This window comes from Amycolatopsis sp. NPDC098790 (genome assembly GCF_044759945.1).
GTDB lineage: Bacteria > Actinomycetota > Actinomycetes > Mycobacteriales > Pseudonocardiaceae > Amycolatopsis.
The window spans coordinates 109813-128576 of record NZ_JBIWAI010000006.1; the positions used below are offsets into that span (position 1 = coordinate 109813).

The following is an 18764-nucleotide window of genomic DNA, read 5'->3' on the forward strand; positions in this document are numbered from 1 at the left end:
ACTACCAACTTGGCAGTTACTGCCAAGCTAGCACATGATGACAAGCGGTCAGTGGTCGAACAGGGGTGGTTAGGATGGGTGAATGGATGCGGATCGCCCCACCACGACGCTGTGGGACCGATCGCGACAGGCCGTTGTCGCGGAAATCGTCGAGACGGCGCTCGCCCTCTTCGCCGAGCAGGGCTACGAAGCCACCACGATCGCGCAGATCGCCAAGCAGGCCGGCGTCTCCCAGCGGTCGCTGTTCCGGTACTTCGGCAGCAAGGAAGACCTGGTCTGCGGCGCCCAGGACGAACTGGGCGAGCTGTTGTTCGCCACCGTCGAGAAGCAGCCGGCCGACGTCTCCGTCTGGGACGCCCTCCGCGCCGGGTTCATCACGATCAGCACCACCGGCTACACCGCCGAGCGCGTGCTGGAGATCACGACACTGATCTTCGCCAACCCGCCGTTGCGCGCCCGCTACCTGGAGAAGCGCCTGGCGTGGCAGGTGTCGCTCGTGCCGATCGTCGAGGCGCGGCTGGGCATCGAGTCCGGCCCGGTCCCGGACCCCCGAGCGCTGGGGATCATCGCCGCGGCGCTCGCGTCCCTCGACGTCGCGTCACAGCTGTGGGTGCGCCACGGCGGCGACGCCGACCCGGTGCGGCTCTACGACGAGGTGGTCGCCGCGATCCGCGGCTGATGCCTAGGTGGTCCGAGTGGGGGATCCGACCGGCGGAAGGGCGGCAGAGGCCAGCAGGGCGAGCTTCCCGGCGGCCTCGCTGCCGGCGTCCGCGTGGTACATCACCAGCATCATCCCCTCGGTCCCGGTGATGAGGAGCTTCTCCCGGTTCACGATCAGCTCGCCCACCTGAGGGTGGTCGAACCGCATGAGCCCGGCCTGTCGAGGAGCGACGTCGTGGCGCGCCCACAGATGCCGGAACCGCGGACTGGCCAGGGAAAGCTCGCCGACGAGCTCGATGAAGCGCGGGTCGTCGATGTCGGTGCCGACGGATTGGCGGAACCCGGCGATCAGCCCGCGGGTCACCAGCTCCCAATCGGGGAACAGCGCTTGCTCGGCGGGATCGAGGAAGACGTCCCGCAGCCGGTTGGCGCCGGCGACGAGCCGCGGCGAAATCGCGGTGGCGAGCGAGTTGGCGGCGAGGACGTCGAGGTAACGACCCTCCACAAAGGCCGGTACCGGGAGCGATGTGACGAGTTTCGCGATACCGGATGGAACGACTTCACGGGGTGCCCGCCGTCGGCGCTTCGGCCGGTCGGTGGCGAGGCTGAGCAGATAAGCGGTCGTTTCCTCGTCCAGCTGCAACGCCCTGGCGATCGACTCGAGAACCTGGGCGGAAGGCTTGCGGTCGCGGCCCTGTTCGAGCCGGAGGTAGTAGTCGGCGCTGATCCCGGCGAGCATGGCGGCCTCTTCCCGCCGGAGGCCGGGTACCCGGCGTACACCGAGGACGGGGATCCCCACCTGCTCCGGGGTGACCAGCCCGCGACGGGCGCGCAGGAAGTCCGCCAGAAGGTTCGTGTCGTCGGCCATGACGTGACGGTAAGCCGACCGTCCGAATCGTGCCTGGTCCTCTCACTCCTAGGGAGGAGAGGGCTTGGTTGTTTCTCGCAGCTCCGAGAAGCATGGTGGTCATGACACAGCAATTGGTCCTGGTCACCGGCGGCTCCGGCTTCATCGCCGGCCACTGCATCCTCCAGCTGCTCGACCAGGGCTACCTGGTGCGAGCCACGGTCCGGTCGACGCGCCGGGAAGCGGCCGTGCGGTCGGTGCTCGCCGATGCCGGCATGGTCAGCGGTGAGGCGCTGAGCTTCGTCGCCGCTGACCTCACCGACGACGCCGGGTGGGCGGCCGCGATGGACGGTGTGGACTTCGTCCTGCACGTCGCCTCGCCCGTCCAGCCCGGACACGTCGAGGACCCGGATGAGCTGATCGTTCCGGCCCGCGAGGGCACGCTGCGGGTGCTGCGCGCGGCCCGGGACGCGGGGGTGTCGCGGCTGGTGCTCACCTCGGCGTTCCACGCCGTGGGCTGGGGGCACCCGCACGACGGCCACGTCTTCACCGACGACGACTGGACCATTGTGGACGGTCCTGGTGTCGACGCCTACGGGGTGAGCAAGACCCTCGCCGAGCGCGCCGCGTGGGACTTCGTGAAGGCCGAGGGCGGGTCGCTGGAACTCACGACGATGCTCCCGGTCGCGGTCATGGGCCCGATCATGGGCCACGACATCTCCGGGTCGAACCACTTGATCCAGCGCATCCTCGACGGCGATCTGCCGGGCTACCCGAACCTGTTCTTCCCGATCGTCGATGTGCGAGACGTCGCGGCGGCGCACATCCTGGCCATGACGGCGAAGGAGGCGGCCGGAGAGCGCTTCCTGGTCTCCAACGGCCCGGCGGTCCCGATGAAGGAGATCGGCGACCTGATCAGGAAGAGCCTGGGCGAAGCGGCCGCGAACGTCCCGACGCGACGCATTCCGGACCTCGTCGTGCGGACCGGCGCCAAGGTTTCCGCGCAGATGCGGGAGATCGTGCCCGACCTCGGCTACGCGCGGAAGACGTCGAACGAGAAGGCCCGCCGCCTGCTGGGGTGGCAGCCACGCGGTCCGGAGGAGGCGATCATCGCCGCCGCGCAGAGCCTGGTTGCCAAGGGGCTGGTGAAGAACAAGTGACGACCGATCTGCGGGCTCGGTACCGGGCGGAGCGGGACAAGCGAATTCGCCCTGATGGCACCGACCAGTACCTCGAGCCGGTGGGCCGCTTCGCCCACTTCACCGCCGATCCCCACACCCCCCGGGCCGACCGCGACCCGGTGACCGGCGACGTCGAGGTCGTGATCGTCGGCGGCGGGGTTCGCCGGCCTGGTGACAGGCGCACGCCTGGTCCAGGCCGGGGTCACCGACGTCCGCATCGTCGAGAGCGGGGGCGGCCTGGGCGGCGTGTGGTACTGGAACCGGTACCCGGGCGCGATGTGCGACACCGCGGCCATGGTGTACCTGCCGCTGCTGGAGGAAACCGGCCACGTTCCCTCCGCGAAGTACGTCGAGGGCCCGGAAATCCTCGCCCACGCCCAGCGCATCGCCGAGAAGTTCGGCCTGGACGAGCGTGCCCTGTGCTCGACCGAAGTGCGCGAGGTGCAGTGGGACGAGGAAAGCAGCCGGTGGCTGATCCGCACCGACCGGGGCGACGAACTACGGGCCCGGTTCGTCACCCTGGGCACCGGTCCGCTGAACCGGCCGAAGCTGCCGGGCATCCCGGGCATCGAAACCTTCGAGGGCCAGTGCTTCCACACCAGCCGATGGGATTACGGCTACACCGGGGGAGACCCGCACGGCGCACCGATGACCGGGCTGGCCGGCAAGCGGGTGGGGATCATCGGCACCGGGGCGACCGCCGTGCAGTGCATCCCGCGGCTGGCGCGGGACGCCGGCTCGCTGTCGGTGTTCCAGCGCACGCCGTCCTCGGTCGATGTCCGGGACAACCGCCCCATCGACCCCGGGTGGTTCGCGCGGTTGGCCCCCGGCTGGCAACGCGAGTGGCTGCTGAACTTCGCCACGCTGCAGGGCGGCGGGTTCGCCGAGGAGGACCTCGTCCAGGACGGGTGGACCGACATCGCCATCCGGATCCGCGACCGGCTCGTCGCCGAAGCCGCCGAGCTGACACCGGAGACCTTCCGCCAGGCTTACGAGGCGGCCGACGACGACAAGATGAACGAGATCCGCGCCCGCGTCGACGCTGTGGTCCACGACGCGGCCACGGCCGAGGCGCTCAAACCGTGGTACCGGCAGCTGTGCAAACGCCCCTGCTTCCACGACGAGTACCTCGACGCGTTCACCCGGCCGAACGTCCGGCTGGTCGACACCGACGGCCTCGGCGTGGAGCGGATCGACGCCACGGGCGTCTGGGTCGGCGGGCAGCACCACCCGCTCGACTGCCTGATTCTGGCTTCCGGCTTCGAGTTCGGCACCCCTTACGAGCGCCGGTCCGGGTTCGACCCGGTCGGCCGCGACGGGGTCGCCCTGTCCCAAGCGTGGTCGGAGGGCATGGTGACGCTGCACGGCATCCACGTGCACGGGTTCCCGAACCTGTTCGTCATCCAGACCGGGCAAGCGGCCAACCTCATCTCGAACGTCACCCACAACCTGGTCGAGGCCGGGACCACCGCCGCCGCAGTGATCGCCCACGCGCGCGCCACCGGCGCGACGGAGGTCGAGGCGACGGCGGAGGCGCAGGCCGCGTGGGTCGAGCTGCTGCAAGACCCCACCGCATCCGTGATCTACAACCCGGACTGCACCCCCGGCTACTACAACAACGAAGGCCGTCCGCTGGGGGCCAGGGAGCGGCTCACCCAGTCCCGCTACCCGGCCGGAGCGGCAGCGTACTTCGGCTACATCGAGCAATGGCGGGATTCGGGGAAGTTCGAGGGACTCGCCTTCCGGCTTGAGAGCGGACCGGAGAAGTGCTGATGCAGCGGACACTACCCCCGACATCGCTCGAACTGCGCAGCCTCGTCACCGCGACCGGGACGCTCGAACTTTCCCTCGCCGAGGTCCCGGTTCCCGTTCCCGGCGAGAACCAGGTGCTCGTGCGGATCGAGGCGGCCCCGCTCAACCCGTCGGATCTCATGCTGCTCCTGGCCGGAACCGACCTCGCCGGCGCGAACGCTTCTGGTACGGCCGACCGCCCGATCGTCACGGCGCCACTGCCGCCGGCCAGCCTGCGGAGTCTGACGTGGCGAGTGGGGACGTCCTTGCCCGTGGGGAGTGAGGGCGCTGGGACGGTGGTCGCCACCGGAGCGGCGCCGGCGGCGGAAGCGTTGCAAGGCAAGACAGTCGCGTTGGCCGGGGCCACGTACGCGCAGTACCGGATCGCCGACTTGTCCAGCTGCCTCGTGCTTCCCGATGACGTGACGGCGAAGGAAGGTGCGTCGTCCTTCGTCAACCCGCTCACCGCGCTCGCCATGGTGACCACTCTGCGCCGGGAAAGCCACACGGGGCTCGTCCACACCGCGGCCGCTTCCAACCTCGGGCAGATGCTGGTGAAGCTGTGCCGCGCTGACGAGGTACCTCTCGTCTCGGTCGTCCGCCGGCCGGAGCAGGCGGAACTGCTGCGGTCGATCGGCGCCGTGTACGTCTGTGACTCGTCGGCGCCCACGTTCGTGGACGACCTCGTCGCGGCGATCGCGGCAACCTCGGCGACGCTGGCGTTCGACGCCACCGGCGGCGGGCAGCTGGCCGGCCAGATCCTGACAGCGATGGAGGTGGCAGCGAACAAGGCCGGCTCGTCCTCGGGATACGGCTCGACCGTCCACAAGCAGGTGTACGTCTACGGCGGCCTCGACCCGGACCCGATGGTGCTCACCAGGAACTTCGGCTTCGCCTGGGGAATCGGCGGCTGGCTCCTGCTGCCGTTCCTGGCCGGGCTTGATCCCGCCGAACTGGCGAACAGCTTGTCGACCAAGCTGTCGTCCTCCGCCGGGTATTCGATCGATGACCTGGCCGCGGACGCAGCAGGTCTACTGGCGTACTTGAAGATTTCACGTGCTCATGTAGCCGGTATTTCGATGGGCGGCATGGTCACGCAGGTGTTGGCGATCCGCTACTCGCAGCTCGTCGCATCCGCCTGTTCGATCATGTCGACCACAGGGGACTCGGGCGTCGGTGCCCGACTGCCGAAGCGGCCGCCGCGCTGATGGGACCACCCGGGGCGACCCGGGAGGAGGCGATCGCTCGTTCCGTGGGGATCAGCCGCGCGATCGGATCTCCGAAGTACCCGCTGGCGGAAAGCCTGTTGCGGGAACGCGCCGCCGCGGCCCATGACCGCTCCTACTGCCCGGAAGGGTTCGGTCGCCAGCTGGCGGCGATTCTCTCCGCTCCGGACCGCACTCCGAGTTTGCGGAGTGTCCGGATCCCGTTCCTCGTCGTCCACAGCGAGGAAGATCCGCTGATCACGGTGAGCGGAGGGGAGGCCACAGCCAACGCCTCACCGGCCGCCCGGTTGCTCACGTTTCCGGGAATGGGCCACGATCTGCCGCCTCAGCTATGGGACGAGATCACCGAAGCGTTGACGGCCAATGCCGCGTCGGGTTCGCTCGAACAGAGCGATCCTAGCGACGAAACGGCACGCCGGATGAGTTGACGGGTCGCGGCGCTCCTCTTGGGTGACCTCTGGTGACCCGGATGGCAGCACGGCTCGAATCCCTACCGAGGAGGTGCGGTGCGAAGTGAGCTTGCCCGGACCACGAGTTCGAACCCGGGCTGCTGGTGACTGCCGGAGCCGGCTGCTCCCTCGATGAGTTCGATCAGCCGGCTGACGGCGAGCTCGGCGATCTGCTGCTTGTCGGGGGACACCGAAGTCAGGGGCACCAGCCCGTAGGCGCTGTCGTCGATGTCGTCGAAGCCGGCCACGGCAATGTCATCGGGTACTCGCAGTCCGGCGTTGACCAGCTCATGCATCGCCCCCAGAGCGACCGGGTCGTTGGCGCACAGCAAACCGTCGACGCCGCCAGGACCGTGTTCGCGCAGCAGGTGTCTCACCGCTTCCGCGCCGTGGGCACGGTGGTAGCCGTCCACTTCGATCACTTGCCGGAACGGCAGTCCGGCAGCGGTCAGCTCGAGGTCGTAGCCGTCGATGCGTTGTTCGGCCATGTCGGACCGGAAGTCGCGGGCTCGGCCGATGAACGCGATGCGGCGGCAGCCCTGCTCGACGAGGTGCTGGGTAGCAGCCCGGGCCGCGGCCACGTTGTCGATCGCGATCCGGTCGATCCCCGGGATCTCGTGCTCGCCCAGCAGGACGACCGGGCCGGTGTCGCTGTTCTCGATGTCCGCCGGGTCGCACGCCGACGCACTGAACAGGAGACCGTCCACCAGTTGGCGATCAATGCGCTGGAGCAGGGCGACCTCGCGGGCGCGGTCGCCGAGGGTCTGCATGACCAGGACCGTGTAGCCACGGCGTTCGGCCTCGTGCACGACGAGTCGCGCCAGTTCGGCGAAGTACCCGACGTCGAACTCCGGGAACGCCAGGGCGATCAGCCCGCTGCGACCGGTGCGCAGGCTTCGCGCAGCGCGGTTCGGCCGGTACCCGACCTCGTCGATCGCGGCGAGCACGCGGCGGCGGACGTCCTCGCTGACGTGCTCGTAGTCGTTGACGACGTTCGACACGGTCCGCCGTGAGACGCCGGCGCGCAGTGCGACATCGCGCTGGGTAGCCGCCACGGTCGCCCCTCCAGTACCCAAGTTTTCCGATAGCCCTGCTTCTTGTCCGGCAATTTTGCCACGTGGTAAATCTATGCCACGTGGCAAACAGGGTGAGACCGCCCGGCATGTCGGCCGCGACCCACCTGTCGACCTCGGCATGGAGGCGCTCAATGGTGAGCCTCAACCGGCGGCAAGCACTGCGGGCGGCAGCGCTCGGCAGCACCGCCCTGATGACCGCCGCGTGCGGCAGCCCGTTCGCGAGCGGGCTCGCGGCGACCCCGCTCGAACCGGGGCAGGTCGCCTTCTGGAACCTCTGGTCCGGCGGTGACGGGGCTCGCGCACAGACGATCTTCGAGCGCTACCGGGCCGCGCACGGCGCCGATTCACTCGAGGCCACCACGCTGGCCTGGGGCAGCCCGTACTACACGAAGCTCTCCCTCTCGATCGTCGGCGGACGCCCACCGGACGTCGCGGTCTGCCACCTGTCGCGGCTGTCCAACTTCGCCCGCGCCGGCCTGCTCACCGAGCTGACGCCGTCGACGTTGGCCGGCGCCGGGATCGACGGCACGCAGTTCGACGCGGCGGTGTGGCGGTCGGGCCTGGTCGACGGGAAGGCGTACGGGCTCCCGGTCGACATCGGCGCGCTGGTCCTCTACTACAACACCGACCTCTGCCGCCGCGCCGGACTGCTGGACGCGTCCGGCCGCCTGAAGCCGATCCGGAGCGAGGTCGCTTTCCGCGCCGCGCTGGCCGCCACGGTTCAGGCAGGGGCCCGCTGGGGCCTGGTGTCCCCGGTCATCGCCGATCCCTCGTCGAACTGGCGCATCTTCGACACCGTGTACACGCAGATGGGCGGGCCACCGCTGCTGGGCGGCAACGGCACGCGCATCACGATGGACGACCGCGTCGCCGCCGAAAGCCTGCGCTGGTTGCGGGACCTGACCACGGCGAAACTGAGCCCGGACACGGCCACCGACGTCACGTCGGTGTCGCTGTTCGCGGCCGGGCAGAGCGCCTTCCTGGTGCACGGCGCCTGGCAGACCCCGACGGTCACCGATGCGAAAGTGCCCTTCTCCCTGGCTCCGATCCCGCAGCTCTTCGGCCGGCCGGCGGCCTTCGCCGACAGCCACACGCTGGTGTTCCCCCGCAAGGATCCGGCCGGCGACCCGCGGCGGGCGCTCGGGTTCGCGAAGTTCTTCCTGGAGAACACCGACGTCTGGGCCCAGGGCGGCAGCCTCCCGGTCTACCGGCCGGTCCTGGACAGCGCCTGGTTCCGCGGCTACGAGCCGGTGGCGAGCACCACCCCCACGAAGGACATCGCCATCTACGACCCACCTGCCTGGTACGCCGGCGCCGGCTCGGCGATGCAGACCCTCGCCGGCTCCCAGGTGGCGCTGGCCCGGCAGGGGCTCGCCGGCCCGGACGAGGCGGTCCGCGCCATCCGGGACGCGCTCGCCGGGTACGCCGCCACCCCCAGCCCCCTCTGAACCGGAGGATCGCCATGACCAGTGCCACGGTGGCGCCCCCGCGCACCCCACCGTCCACACGCGACCGAAATCAGTCCGTCCGGCGGACGCGCCGCGGCTGGGCGCCGCTGGGGTTCCTCGCCCCGTTCGGGGTGCTGTACCTGCTGTTCGTGCTCGGCCCCACGGCCTACGGTTTCGTCCTGTCCTTCTTCGACACCAGCCTGGTCCGGCCCGGCTTGGGGAACGGTGTCGGCTTCGGCAACTTCGCCGATCTCCTCGGCAGCGAGGACTTCTGGGCGTCGCTCTGGCACACCGTCCAGTTCACCCTGTACACGACGCCGCCGCTGGTGGTGCTGAGCCTGGTGCTCGCCGTCCTGGTCAACCGGGTCGGCCGCGGCAACCGGTTGTTCCGCTTCGCGTTCTTCCTGCCCTACATCCTGCCCTCGGCGACCGTCGCGCTGATCTGGGTCTTCGTCCTCACTCCGGACAGCGGCGGTCTCGCGACGGTGCTGAAGGCCGTCGGTGTCGATCCGCCGTCGTGGCTCGGTGACCCGGGCTGGGCGATGCCGTCGGTCGCCGGGGTGACCCTCTGGTGGACGCTCGGCTTCAACTTCGTGCTGTACCTGGCCGCCCTGCAGGAGATCCCGCGTGAGCTTTACGAGGCCGCGGCGATCGACGGCGCGGGCCCGTGGCAGCAGACCGCCCGGATCACCGTGCCACTGCTGAGCCGCACGACCGCGCTTGTCACCTCGCTGCAGCTGATCGCATCGCTGAAGGTGTTCGACCAGATCTACCTCATGACGGCGGGGGCCACCGACACCCGGCCGGTGCTGGAGTTCGTCTACGACACCGGGTTCACCGACTACCGCGTCGGGGCGGCCGCCGCCGCGTCGATGCTCTACTTCCTGCTGATCCTGCTGGTGTCCGGGCTCTGGCTGCTGGCCACCCGCCGCCGCGACCGCGAGGTGACCCGGTGACCGCGCTCAGCGCCGCGGCGCCCGGCCGGCGACGGCACGCCGTTTCCCCTTCCCGTGCCTTCGACACCCTGTGCCTGGTGGTCGTCGCCGTGTTCGCCCTGCTGTGGGTGCTCCCGACCGCCTTCGCGGTCCGGACCTCGCTGGTCGAGAACACGACCGCGGCCCAGGGGGCCGCGGCGATCGCCGGCAGCGGCGACCTGACGCTGCACTCCTACCTCGCGCTGTTCTCCGACGGCGACATCCTCGACTGGTACCTCTCCAGCGTGCTCACCTCGGTGCTCACCGTCGCGCTGACGCTGGTCACCGCGAGCATGGCGGCGTTCGCTCTGTCGCGGCTGCGTTTCCGCGGCAAGCGGGCGGTGTTCCTGGTCGTCCTCGCCGGGATCGTCATCCCGGGGCAGGTGCTGATCGTGCCGTGGTTCCGCGAGCTCGGGGCGTTCGGGCTGCTCAACACCTACTGGGCGGTGATCCTCCCGCAGGTGCCTTCGGCGATCGCGGTGTTCGTGTTCAAGCAGTTCTTCGACGGGATTCCCCGCGAGATCGAGGAAGCCGCACTGGTCGAGGGCGCCGGCCCGTGGACGCTCTACCGGCGGATCGTGCTGCCGCTCAGCCGCCCGGCCATTTCCGCCGTGGCCATCTTCACCTTCGTCTGGACCTGGAACAACCTGCTCTGGCCGCTGATCGCGGTGTCGAACCCGGCACTGATGACCGTGCCGGTCGGGCTCGCGACCGTGCAGGGCTCGTTCGGCGAGCGCTACGCCGACGTGATGGCGTCCTCCATCCTCGGCGCGCTGCCGCTGGTCCTGCTGTTCCTGTTCTTCCAGCGCCGCATCGTCGAAGGCGTCACCAGCACCGGGCTCAAGGGCTGAACCCGGGATCCGAAGGAGCTCACCGATGACCCACCCCCGTCCCCAGCTGACGCGGGCGAACTGGACCGACCTGTGCGGCGAGTGGGAGTTCGCGCACGACGACGCCGAAGCCGGTCTCAACGAAAGCCGGCACTCGATCGGGGCGGTGTTCGACCGCACGATCACCGTGCCCTACCCGCCGGAGTCGGCCGCCAGCGGGATCGGCGACCAGGGCTTCCACCCGGTCGTCTGGTACCGCCGCACGTTCACCGTCGACGCGGGGGACCGGCGGGTGCTGCTGCACTTCGGCGCCGTGGACTACCGCGCGTCGGTGTGGGTGAACGGGCACCTCGTCGCGACGCACGAAGGTGGCCACACGCCGTTCTCCGCCGACATCACCACCGAGTTGCGGGACCACGAGTCCCAGGTGCTCGTCGTGCGGGCCGAAGACCGGCACGACGACCCGTTCCAGCCGCGGGGCAAGCAGGACTGGCGCGCCGAGCCGCACGACATCTGGTACCACCGCACCACCGGCATCTGGCAGCCGGTGTGGCTCGAGCTGGTCCCGCAGGTGTGGATCGACTCGGTGCGCTGGACGCCGAAACCGTTCGACGGCCTGGTCGAGCTGGAAGCCGGGTTCGGCGGCGCGCCGCAGGGGCGCCGGCTCGACGTCCGGTTGCGGCTGGGTGCGGAGGTGCTCGCCGAGCAGTCGGTGGTGGTGCGCGGCCGCAACGCTCGGCTCACCATTCGTATCCCGGCGGCGGAGAACCGCCAGGAACTCGGGCGGCTGTTGTGGTCGCCGGAGCAGCCCGTGCTGATCGACGCCGACCTCACCCTCGCCGGCGAGACCGGGACCGACGTCGTGCGCAGTTACTTCGGGCTGCGCGAGACCGGTGTTCGCGAAGGCCGCTTCACGCTCAACGACGCGCCGTATTTCCCGCGGATGGTGCTGGCCCAGGGCTACTGGCCGGAGACGCACCTGGCCGCGTCCGACGAAGACCTGCTTCGTGAGGCGCAGCTGGCCAAGGAACTCGGCTTCAACGGCGTGCGCGTGCACCAGAAAGTCGAGGATCCACGCTTCCTGCACCACTGCGACCGCCTCGGGCTGCTTGTGTGGGGCGAACTTCCCAGCGCTTACGCGTTCTCACCGACGTCGGCCGACCGTCTCTGTCGTGAATGGACAGAGGTCGTCCGGCGCGACGTGAGCCACCCCTGCATCGTGGCCTGGGTCCCGCTGAACGAGAGCTGGGGTGTGGACCACATCGCCACCGATCCGGCGCAGCGTGCGCTCGCGACAGCCCTGTACCACCTGACCAAGGCACTCGACCCGACCCGGCTCGTCATCTCCAACGACGGCTGGGAGCACACGGTCAGCGACATCTACGGCGTCCACGACTACACCCCGACTGCCGCCGGGTTGCGCTCCCGCTACGGCGACGCCGACCGTGTCGAGTCCACTTTGGCCGGCTCGGGGCCGGCTGGCCGGCGGCTCCTGCTGGAGGAGCGCGTGCCGGGCGTCCCGGTGATGCTCTCGGAGTACGGCGGCCTCAGCTTCACGCCGCAGGCGGGGGAGGAGTGGCACGGCTACGCGACGCTCGACGACCCGGACGCCTTGCTGAAGCGCTACGACGAACTCACGTCCGCGCTGCTCGAAAGCCCGGCGGTGGCCGGGTTCTGCTACACGCAGCTCACCGACACGCTGCAGGAGACCAACGGGCTGCTCACGGCCGACCGACGGCCGAAGCTGCCCGTGGAAGAGGTGCGCCGGATCACGACCCGGCCGGCTGCCGCGATCCCCGTCGAGGAGGTCGCGGTTGAGTACCGCCAGGCAAAGCGCCGTTCCGACGGCGCGTGACGGAATCCAGGAGGCGACAACGATGCGTCTGCGAGCGTTTCTGGCTGTGGTGATCACCGCGGTGTCACTGATCGGGCTCGGCGTCCCGGCTTCGGCCGCGGCCGGGACCGAAGTCGGTGCCGGGATGTACCCGAGGGTGGTGCGGTTGCAGCACTCCGGTACCGCGAACGGAACCTACCTCGCGAGTTCCGTCGCGTTCCCGAGCAACCGGCCGCAGGGTGTCGCGAAGATCTACTCGAGTTCCGACGGCCGCGCGTACACCAACATCGCCACGATCGACGACGCGACGGCGTCCCGGGGCATCTGCTGCGGCACGTTGTACGAACTGCCCGCCGCGGTCGGCGGTCTCCCCGCGGGCACGCTGCTCTGGGCAGCTTCCTTCGGTGGTGGTAGCCACAGCGCGAGCCAGCCGATGGTCATCCGAGCCTGGCGCAGCACCGACCACGGGCGGACCTGGCAGTTCCTCGCCACCGTCGCGACCGCGCGGAACGCGGGCGGGATCTGGGAACCGGAGTTCGCCATCGCCTCGGACGGGCGCCTGGTTTGCTACTACTCCGACGAAACCGATGCCAACCACAGTCAGAAGCTCGTCGAGACGACGTCGTCGAACGGCGTCAACTGGGCGGCCCCGAACGACATCGTCGCCGTGCCCAACCGCGACGACCGGCCGGGGATGCCCGGCGTGCGCAGGCTGCCCAACGGCACCTTCGTGATGGCTTACGAGATCTGCGGCCCGACCTACGGCTGCGCGGCGATGCTGCGGACGTCGGCCGACGGAGTGGGCTGGGGCGCGGTGACCGCGGCGGGCAGCCGCCCGGCGACGTCCGACGGCACGCACTTCGCCCACACCCCGACGATCGCGCTGACCGGCTCGACCGTCGTCCTCATCGGACAAGTCCTGCTGACCGCGAACGGAGCCGCCAAGGCCGGGAACGGCGGGGCGATGCTCGTGGGCACGGTGGGCGGCGCCTGGACGCAGCGGACCGCGCCGGTCACGGTCGCCGGACCCTCGGTGGGGTCGCCCGGTCCCGTCCAGAACTACAGCCCGTCGCTGGTGTTCTCCGCGGACGGCAAGTCGCTGGCCGAGGTGACCACCGCCGACAAGGCAGGTGTCAGCACGGTCTACGCGGGAGTCGCTGCTTTCTGATTCGACCTTGAACCGAAACCCTGCCGGCGAGATGAATTACTCCTTCGTGAATGGAGGAAGAATGAGACTCACGCTTGCTTCGATCACCGTCGCCCTGGCAACGCTCGCGATTTCCGCTGTCGCCGTTCCCGGTGTGGCCGCCGCCGCGTCGACCGGGTGCGGCAAAACCGCACCGTTCGCTGTCGGTGCTTCGGCCGGCACGACACTGGTGTGAACACGATCGCGGTGTTTCGCGACCGGGATGTCGAACGGTGGCGGGTTCACCGGTCTGCTGGCCTGCCGGCTGCCGGGCCGGATCGCTGCTTTCGCACCGGTCGCCGGAGCGTTCTACCCGCAGTCCGGGCCGTGCACCCCGCCGAGCCATGCCGCGCTCCTGGACATCCATGGTTCGGCTGACACGGTCATCCCGTACACCGGGACCCCGGCCAAGGGTCTTCCGGCGTTGCCGGACTGGCTGGCGGCGTGGGCGAAGCGCGACCAGTGCGGTTCGTCGACCAGTTCCACGAGTGGCAAGGTCACGCACATCAAGTGGCAGGGGTGCGTGCTGGAGCACTTCAAGGTCGACGGGCTCGGGCACGCCTGGCCGAGTTCCGGCCCGGATGCGACTTCGGAAATCCGGCGGTTCTTTTCGGCTCATCCGAAAGGATGAGCGCCGGAGCGGTGGCCCGCAGGTGAAAGACGGTCTCTCGCGTACAGCTCGATCTGGCTGAGTTCGGCGTCGCCGAGCACATCTCCCTGCCAGGTCAGCAAATGCCGGGCGCGCAGTGGACGGCCGGTGAGCGGGATCTGCACGACCCCGCTCACCGGACCCGGGTCGGCGGTGAGGCCGATCGCGATGCCGCTGCGGACCAGGTCGTGGACCATCAGCTCGGTGACCTCGGCGATCACCGTCGGGTGATGACCGAGGTCTTGGAGGGCCCGCAGGTAGGCCGCGTGGCGTGGCGAAGCTACGTGCGCCGGGAACGCCCACTTCTCGCCGTGGAGGCCGGCCAGGTCGACCTCGCAGCAGTCGGCCAGGCGGTGATCGGAGCCGACCATCACCTTGAAATCCGTCACGCCGAGGAGCTGGTGCCGGACATGAGGTGAGGCGGTGGGCTCGCCGTCCAGCCTTTGGCCGACTGCGACATCGAGGTGCCCCTTCTCGACTTGGACGAGGGCGTCGTCCGGATCGAGGTCACCCCGCAAGTGCAGCCGCACGGTGGGGCGGGTCCGCGAGAGCACTGCGAGAATCCCGGCGGTGAGAGGGGAGAGATCGGTGCCGATCCGCAAGGAATTCCCTGCAGAGGCAGGGTTTCCGGCTGGCTTGACCCTCAGCTGTTCGTCGAGTTCGGCGAGCAGGGGCGCCAGGTGACGGGTCGACCGGATCAGGTGCTCGCCGAAGGCCGTCGGCGTCGTGCCGGTGGCCGAGCGAACGAAGATGGACGCGCCGAAGTGCCGTTCGAGGCGCGCGAGCTGCGCGGTGACGGTCGGCTGGGACAAGCCGATCTCACGCGCGGCGGCATTGATCGAGCCACTGCGCGCGATAGCCGCGACAAGCGTGATGTGGCGGAATTCGAGTTGCACCTGTCCGCGTCCCGTTGGTCGGTGGGTAGGTACGTTACAACGTTGTTCCAACGATGTAAAAGCTCACGACCAGAGGGACGCCGAGACTCGCTGGGTCGATCACCCGGCGGAAGATTGCCAGGAACTGCTCGGCTCAGCCGTGCTGAGCGCACCGGTGATCCCGCTGACGATGGTGCCCACGCCGCAGCACGCGGTTCCACCCTGGAGCGGAACCGCGTGCCGCATCTCAGCGCCAGCCCTGGATTCCCGCGCCGTACTGGTAAAGCGGGTTGCCGTACGTGGTGGGCGGCGAGATGCCCGCGTCGATCTTCGCCCGGATGTCCGCCCGTTCCGCGGCCGTGGCGCCGAGGTCGTAGGGCAGGTCCCAGTTCTCCGCGGCGTCGGCGGGAACGTCCGTCCCGCCCGGCCGCAGGACCTGGTCCAGGCTGCGGGGGAGCTGCCAGGGCAGCTTTCCGCGCGGGGTGTAGTCGCCGAACAGGAGACTCGCGGCAGCCGGGCCCATCTCCTCGCCGCCGCGGTAGGTCACGACGAGCGCGTTCGCGAGGCCGTTCCAGTCGGTGATCACGTACGGTCGCGGCAGCACGAGCAGGACCACCACCGGGATGCCCTGGTTGCGGAAGTTCTGGATGACCGCGAGCTGGTCCGGTGGCAGGTACGGCTGTTCCTTCACCCAGTTCGTCGCGTGCGTGTACGACGCCTCGCCGACCGCGACGACGGCCAGCTTCGGCGCCGGGCCGGTGTCCTGGTAGACGTTCACCCCGGCGGTCGCCGCGCGGGCGCGGATCGCGTCCAGGATCGTCTGGGAGCCGTAGTTCTGGTGGAAGTAGCTCGTCCAGATGCAGCACGACCCGCCGTCGGCCGCGCGCGGGCCCGCCACCACGATGTTGTCGCCGGCGTTCAGCTTGACCGGCAGCACGCCGTCGTTCTGCAGCAGCGTCATCGCTTCCCGCGACGCCTGGTTCGCCAGTGCCGTGTAGGCGGGCTGGTGGAACCGGTAGGGCCCGTTCACCGGGTCGCCGTAAGGGGTTTCGAAGACGCCGAGCTGGAACTTCAAGCGCAGCACGCGCTTGACGGCGTCGTCGATGCGGGCGGCAGGCACGTTCGCCACGAACGAGTCGATCGTGAACCCGGCGGCGCCCGGGTCCGCGCCGCCCATCACGTCGGAACCGGCCTTCGCCGCGCCGATCCACGAACCCGACGGCAGCCAGTCCGTCGTGATCAGGCCGGTGAAGCCGAGGTTCTGACGCAGGTAGTCGAGGATCGGCTTGCTGTCCCCGGCTCCGGGGCCGCCCGGGTCCAGCAGCGTGCTCCCCGCGTACCCGGGCATGATGTTGACCGCACCGGCTTCCATCGCCGCCCGGAACGGGATCATGTGGTACTTGATCGTGGTCGCGTCGTAGACGATGTTCGCTTCGCCGCCGGCGCCCTCGCCCGGCCAGTGCTTCACCGTCGCGAGTACCGACCGCGGGTTCAGCTCCGGCCCGCCCTGCAGCCCGGCCACCAGAGCGCGGACCTGGGCCGCGGCGACGTCGGCGTTTTCCCCGTTGCCTTCCTGGATGCGCGGGTAGAGCACCTTCGTCCCGACCTCGGCCAGCGGTCCGAGCACGCCGCGCGTGCCGACTTCGAGCTGTTCGCGACGCTGGACGTCGCCGAGCCGGTAGTCGAGGGCGTAGTCGCGGCCGGCGGCGAGCCCGCTTTGGGTCGGGTAGGTCGTTTCGTAGCCGTGGATGGTGTCCCCGGCGGAGACGAACGGGATGCCGAGCCGGGTGCCGGCCGACGCCCGCAGGTACGTGTCCAGGTCGGCGGCCTGCGCGGGACCGAAGTGCCAGCCGGACTGCGGGAAAGCCTGCGCGTTGTAGAACATCTGATACGCCTTCTCCGGCGCGGTCATCCGCCCGAGCAGGTCGTTCACCCGCGTCTCGACCGGCTGGCGCCAGTCCTCGTACGGCTCGATGGTGCCGTTCTTGTTGAGGTCCCGGCTGCCGCCGATGAGGTTCACGCCGTCGGCGACCGTCTCGACGGCGGGCGTGTAGACGCTGAACGTCCGGATCGCCGATGTCGTCGTGGTGCTTCCGACGGCCGTGACGTACCACTTGTAGGTCCACCGGTCCGGCAGGTCCCAGGTCGGGGTGTAGGTCGTGCCGGTGGGTTCGGCGACCTTCGTGTAGAGGTCGAGGAGGGCGCCGGACTGGGTGAAGTCGTAGTCGGTGCGGCTGATGTTGAGCCACACCTGGTACTTCGTCGCGCCGCCCACCGCGGCCCACGACAGCGCCGGGCGGCGGGTCGTCGTGACCATCGCGCGGTCGGCGGGCGCGGTGAGGGCGAACTGCCCGGTGACGCCCGGCGGGCGAGTCGGCCCGGAGAGCATCGGCGGCGTGACCGCGGACCGGTCCACGCTGCCGCGGACGTCGAACTCCCACAGCGAGTAGCCGTAGCCGGTCGCCCGTGCGGTGCCGGTCAGCCGCAGGTACCGGCCAGTGCCGCGCACGGCGAGGCTCTCGGTGCCGCCGTGGCCGGACGTGGTCGCGTAGAGCTGCGTCCAGGTCGTGCCGTCGTTGGACGTCTCGAGGCGGTAGGCGGTGGCGTAGGCGGATTCCCAGGTGAGGTCGACGCCGGTGATCGTCGCGGCGCCGCCGAGGTCGACCTGCAGCCACTGCGGGTCGCTGAACTGGCTGCTCCACCGCGTGGTGGCGCGCCCGTCGAACGCGGCGGCGGGCGCGTTGCCGCCTTCCCACGACGACGCGGACACCGGCTGGTAGCGGGAGATGATGCCGTCGGTGCTGCCGCCGCCGGTGGTGGTGTGCACGGCGAACTCCCACAGGGAGTAGCCGTAGCCGGTCGCGCGGGCGGTGCCGAGCAGGCGGACGTACCGGCCGCTGCCGGTGACGGGGATCGTCTGGGTGCCGCCGGTGCCGGTGGTCGTGGAGTAGGCGGTCGTCCAGGTGGTGCCGTCGGCGGAGGTCTGGATCTGGAACGCCGTGGCGTAGGCCGCTTCCCAGGTGAGCACGACGTCGCAGAGGGCGGTGGTCGCGCCGAGGTCGACCTGGAGCCACTGCGGGTCGGCGGCCGCGCTGGACCAGCGGGTGCCGGCGTCGCCGTCGATCGCGGCGGAGGCCGGGGTGCCCGCGTTCTCGGTGGACGACGCGGTGGCCGGCCGGGCGAGCGCGGCGTTGGCCGTGCCGCAGGCCGCGCTGGTGGCGGCGGTGCCGAACACCTGGAACTCCCACAGGGAGTAGCCGTACCCGGTGGCGCGTGCGGTACCGAGCAATCGGACGTACCGGCCGCTGCCGGAAACGGGGATCGTGTGCGTGCCGCCGGTGCCGGTGGTGGTGGAGTAGACCGACGTCCAGGTGGTTCCGTCGGCCGAGAGCTGGATCTGGAACGCCGTGGCGTAGGCCGCTTCCCAGCTCAAGACGACCTGGTTGACGCCGGTGGTGGCGCCGAGGTCGATCTGGAGCCATTGCGGGTCCGCCGCGGTGCTCGACCAGCGGGTCGCGGTATCGCCGTCGACCGCGGCGGAGGCCGGTGTGCCGGCGTTCTCGGTGGACGATGCCGTCGCGGTTTTGCCTTGGGAAAGCAAGACGGGCGCGGCGGCGGAGGGACCTGGCGTCACAGCCACGCCGAGGCCCAGGAGCAGCAGCGTGGTGGCCAGGAGTGAGCGCAGGCGGGGCGTCATCGAAGCCTCCCCGGCCCGGCGCACCGGCAGGTCATTCCGTC

The 18764-nt window shown here is 70.0% G+C and carries 16 protein-coding genes; 12 read left to right on the forward strand and 4 right to left on the reverse strand.

The features are described from left to right. The first annotated feature begins 82 nt into the window (after positions 1-82). On the forward strand, positions 83-679 hold the full coding sequence (locus ACIQWX_RS37775; protein WP_400881655.1) for a TetR/AcrR family transcriptional regulator: 597 nt from the start codon (positions 83-85) through the stop codon (positions 677-679). Positions 680-682: 3 nt separating this feature from the next. On the opposite strand, the gene ACIQWX_RS37780 is transcribed toward ACIQWX_RS37775, so the two are convergent. Further along, positions 683-1528, reverse strand: coding sequence for a helix-turn-helix transcriptional regulator (locus tag ACIQWX_RS37780; RefSeq protein ID WP_400881657.1), 846 nt, complete (start codon positions 1526-1528; stop codon positions 683-685). Between the two features lie 101 nt (positions 1529-1629). On the opposite strand from ACIQWX_RS37780, the gene ACIQWX_RS37785 reads away from it, so the two are divergent. From ACIQWX_RS37785 to ACIQWX_RS37800, 4 genes are all read left to right on the forward strand, one after another. Then, on the forward strand, positions 1630-2667 hold the full coding sequence (locus ACIQWX_RS37785) for an SDR family oxidoreductase (RefSeq protein WP_400881659.1): 1038 nt from the start codon (positions 1630-1632) through the stop codon (positions 2665-2667). Positions 2668-2859: 192 nt separating this feature from the next. Beyond that, positions 2860-4461, forward strand: a complete 1602-nt coding sequence (locus tag ACIQWX_RS37790) for a flavin-containing monooxygenase (RefSeq protein WP_400881661.1) — start codon at positions 2860-2862, stop codon at positions 4459-4461. Then, positions 4461-5687, forward strand: coding sequence for an alpha/beta fold hydrolase (locus ACIQWX_RS37795; RefSeq protein ID WP_400881663.1), 1227 nt, complete (start codon positions 4461-4463; stop codon positions 5685-5687). Before ACIQWX_RS37790 ends, ACIQWX_RS37795 begins: the two co-directional genes overlap by 1 nt. A 44-nt stretch (positions 5688-5731) precedes the next feature. Further along, positions 5732-6133, forward strand: a complete 402-nt coding sequence (locus tag ACIQWX_RS37800) for an alpha/beta fold hydrolase (RefSeq protein ID WP_400881665.1) — start codon at positions 5732-5734, stop codon at positions 6131-6133. 62 nt (positions 6134-6195) lie between these two features. Here ACIQWX_RS37800 and ACIQWX_RS37805 read toward each other — a convergent pair whose 3' ends face one another. Further along, positions 6196-7209 carry a LacI family DNA-binding transcriptional regulator gene (locus ACIQWX_RS37805; RefSeq protein WP_400881667.1) on the reverse strand — a complete coding sequence of 338 codons (1014 nt, stop codon included), beginning with the start codon at positions 7207-7209 and terminating at the stop codon, positions 6196-6198. Between the two features lie 152 nt (positions 7210-7361). Here ACIQWX_RS37805 and ACIQWX_RS37810 point away from each other — a divergent pair, with 152 nt between their 5' ends. The 7 genes from ACIQWX_RS37810 (at position 7362) to ACIQWX_RS37840 (ending at position 14133) form a co-directional block, all read left to right on the forward strand. Further along, a complete protein-coding gene (locus tag ACIQWX_RS37810; protein WP_400881669.1) occupies positions 7362-8678 on the forward strand; it encodes an extracellular solute-binding protein in 1317 nt (438 codons plus the stop codon). Positions 8679-8692: 14 nt separating this feature from the next. Then, positions 8693-9634, forward strand: a complete 942-nt coding sequence (locus ACIQWX_RS37815; RefSeq protein ID WP_400881671.1) for a carbohydrate ABC transporter permease — start codon at positions 8693-8695, stop codon at positions 9632-9634. Further along, positions 9631-10503 carry a carbohydrate ABC transporter permease gene (locus tag ACIQWX_RS37820; protein ID WP_400881673.1) on the forward strand — a complete coding sequence of 291 codons (873 nt, stop codon included), beginning with the start codon at positions 9631-9633 and terminating at the stop codon, positions 10501-10503. Before ACIQWX_RS37815 ends, ACIQWX_RS37820 begins: the two co-directional genes overlap by 4 nt. Positions 10504-10528: 25 nt before the next feature. Then, positions 10529-12337, forward strand: a complete 1809-nt coding sequence (locus tag ACIQWX_RS37825; protein ID WP_400881675.1) for a glycoside hydrolase family 2 protein — start codon at positions 10529-10531, stop codon at positions 12335-12337. Positions 12338-12359: 22 nt separating this feature from the next. Next, positions 12360-13484, forward strand: a complete 1125-nt coding sequence (locus ACIQWX_RS37830; protein WP_400881676.1) for a sialidase family protein — start codon at positions 12360-12362, stop codon at positions 13482-13484. A gap of 61 nt (positions 13485-13545) precedes the next feature. Further along, on the forward strand, positions 13546-13698 hold the full coding sequence (locus tag ACIQWX_RS37835) for a hypothetical protein (protein WP_400881677.1): 153 nt from the start codon (positions 13546-13548) through the stop codon (positions 13696-13698). Between the two features lie 27 nt (positions 13699-13725). Then, positions 13726-14133 (forward strand): alpha/beta hydrolase family esterase, encoded by a 408-nt coding sequence (locus ACIQWX_RS37840; protein WP_400881679.1) that lies wholly within the window; start codon positions 13726-13728, stop codon positions 14131-14133. Here ACIQWX_RS37840 and ACIQWX_RS37845 read toward each other — a convergent pair. Both ACIQWX_RS37845 and ACIQWX_RS37850 read right to left on the reverse strand, forming a co-directional pair. Continuing rightward, positions 14118-15047 carry a LysR family transcriptional regulator gene (locus ACIQWX_RS37845; RefSeq protein WP_400881681.1) on the reverse strand — a complete coding sequence of 310 codons (930 nt, stop codon included), beginning with the start codon at positions 15045-15047 and terminating at the stop codon, positions 14118-14120. The two genes, ACIQWX_RS37840 and ACIQWX_RS37845, sit on opposite strands and share 16 nt — an antisense overlap. Positions 15048-15273: 226 nt before the next feature. After that, complete coding sequence (locus tag ACIQWX_RS37850) at positions 15274-18723, reverse strand: discoidin domain-containing protein (RefSeq protein WP_400881683.1); 3450 nt, start codon at positions 18721-18723, stop codon at positions 15274-15276. Between the last annotated feature and the right edge of the window lie 41 nt (positions 18724-18764).

Bases quoted from the DNA above. Each gene is read 5' to 3' on its own strand.
- ACIQWX_RS37775 (WP_400881655.1), top strand. From the start codon at position 83: ATGGATGCGGATCGCCCCACCACGACGCTGTGGGACCGATCGCGACAG.
- ACIQWX_RS37780 (WP_400881657.1), bottom strand. From the start codon at position 1,528: ATGGCCGACGACACGAACCTTCTGGCGGACTTCCTGCGCGCCCGTCGC.
- ACIQWX_RS37785 (WP_400881659.1), top strand. From the start codon at position 1,630: ATGACACAGCAATTGGTCCTGGTCACCGGCGGCTCCGGCTTCATCGCC.
- ACIQWX_RS37795 (WP_400881663.1), top strand. From the start codon at position 4,461: ATGCAGCGGACACTACCCCCGACATCGCTCGAACTGCGCAGCCTCGTC.
- ACIQWX_RS37810 (WP_400881669.1), top strand. From the start codon at position 7,362: ATGGTGAGCCTCAACCGGCGGCAAGCACTGCGGGCGGCAGCGCTCGGC.
- ACIQWX_RS37815 (WP_400881671.1), top strand. From the start codon at position 8,693: ATGACCAGTGCCACGGTGGCGCCCCCGCGCACCCCACCGTCCACACGC.
- ACIQWX_RS37825 (WP_400881675.1), top strand. From the start codon at position 10,529: ATGACCCACCCCCGTCCCCAGCTGACGCGGGCGAACTGGACCGACCTG.
- ACIQWX_RS37830 (WP_400881676.1), top strand. From the start codon at position 12,360: ATGCGTCTGCGAGCGTTTCTGGCTGTGGTGATCACCGCGGTGTCACTG.
- ACIQWX_RS37835 (WP_400881677.1), top strand. From the start codon at position 13,546: ATGAGACTCACGCTTGCTTCGATCACCGTCGCCCTGGCAACGCTCGCG.
- ACIQWX_RS37840 (WP_400881679.1), top strand. From the start codon at position 13,726: ATGTCGAACGGTGGCGGGTTCACCGGTCTGCTGGCCTGCCGGCTGCCG.
- ACIQWX_RS37850 (WP_400881683.1), bottom strand. From the start codon at position 18,723: ATGACGCCCCGCCTGCGCTCACTCCTGGCCACCACGCTGCTGCTCCTG.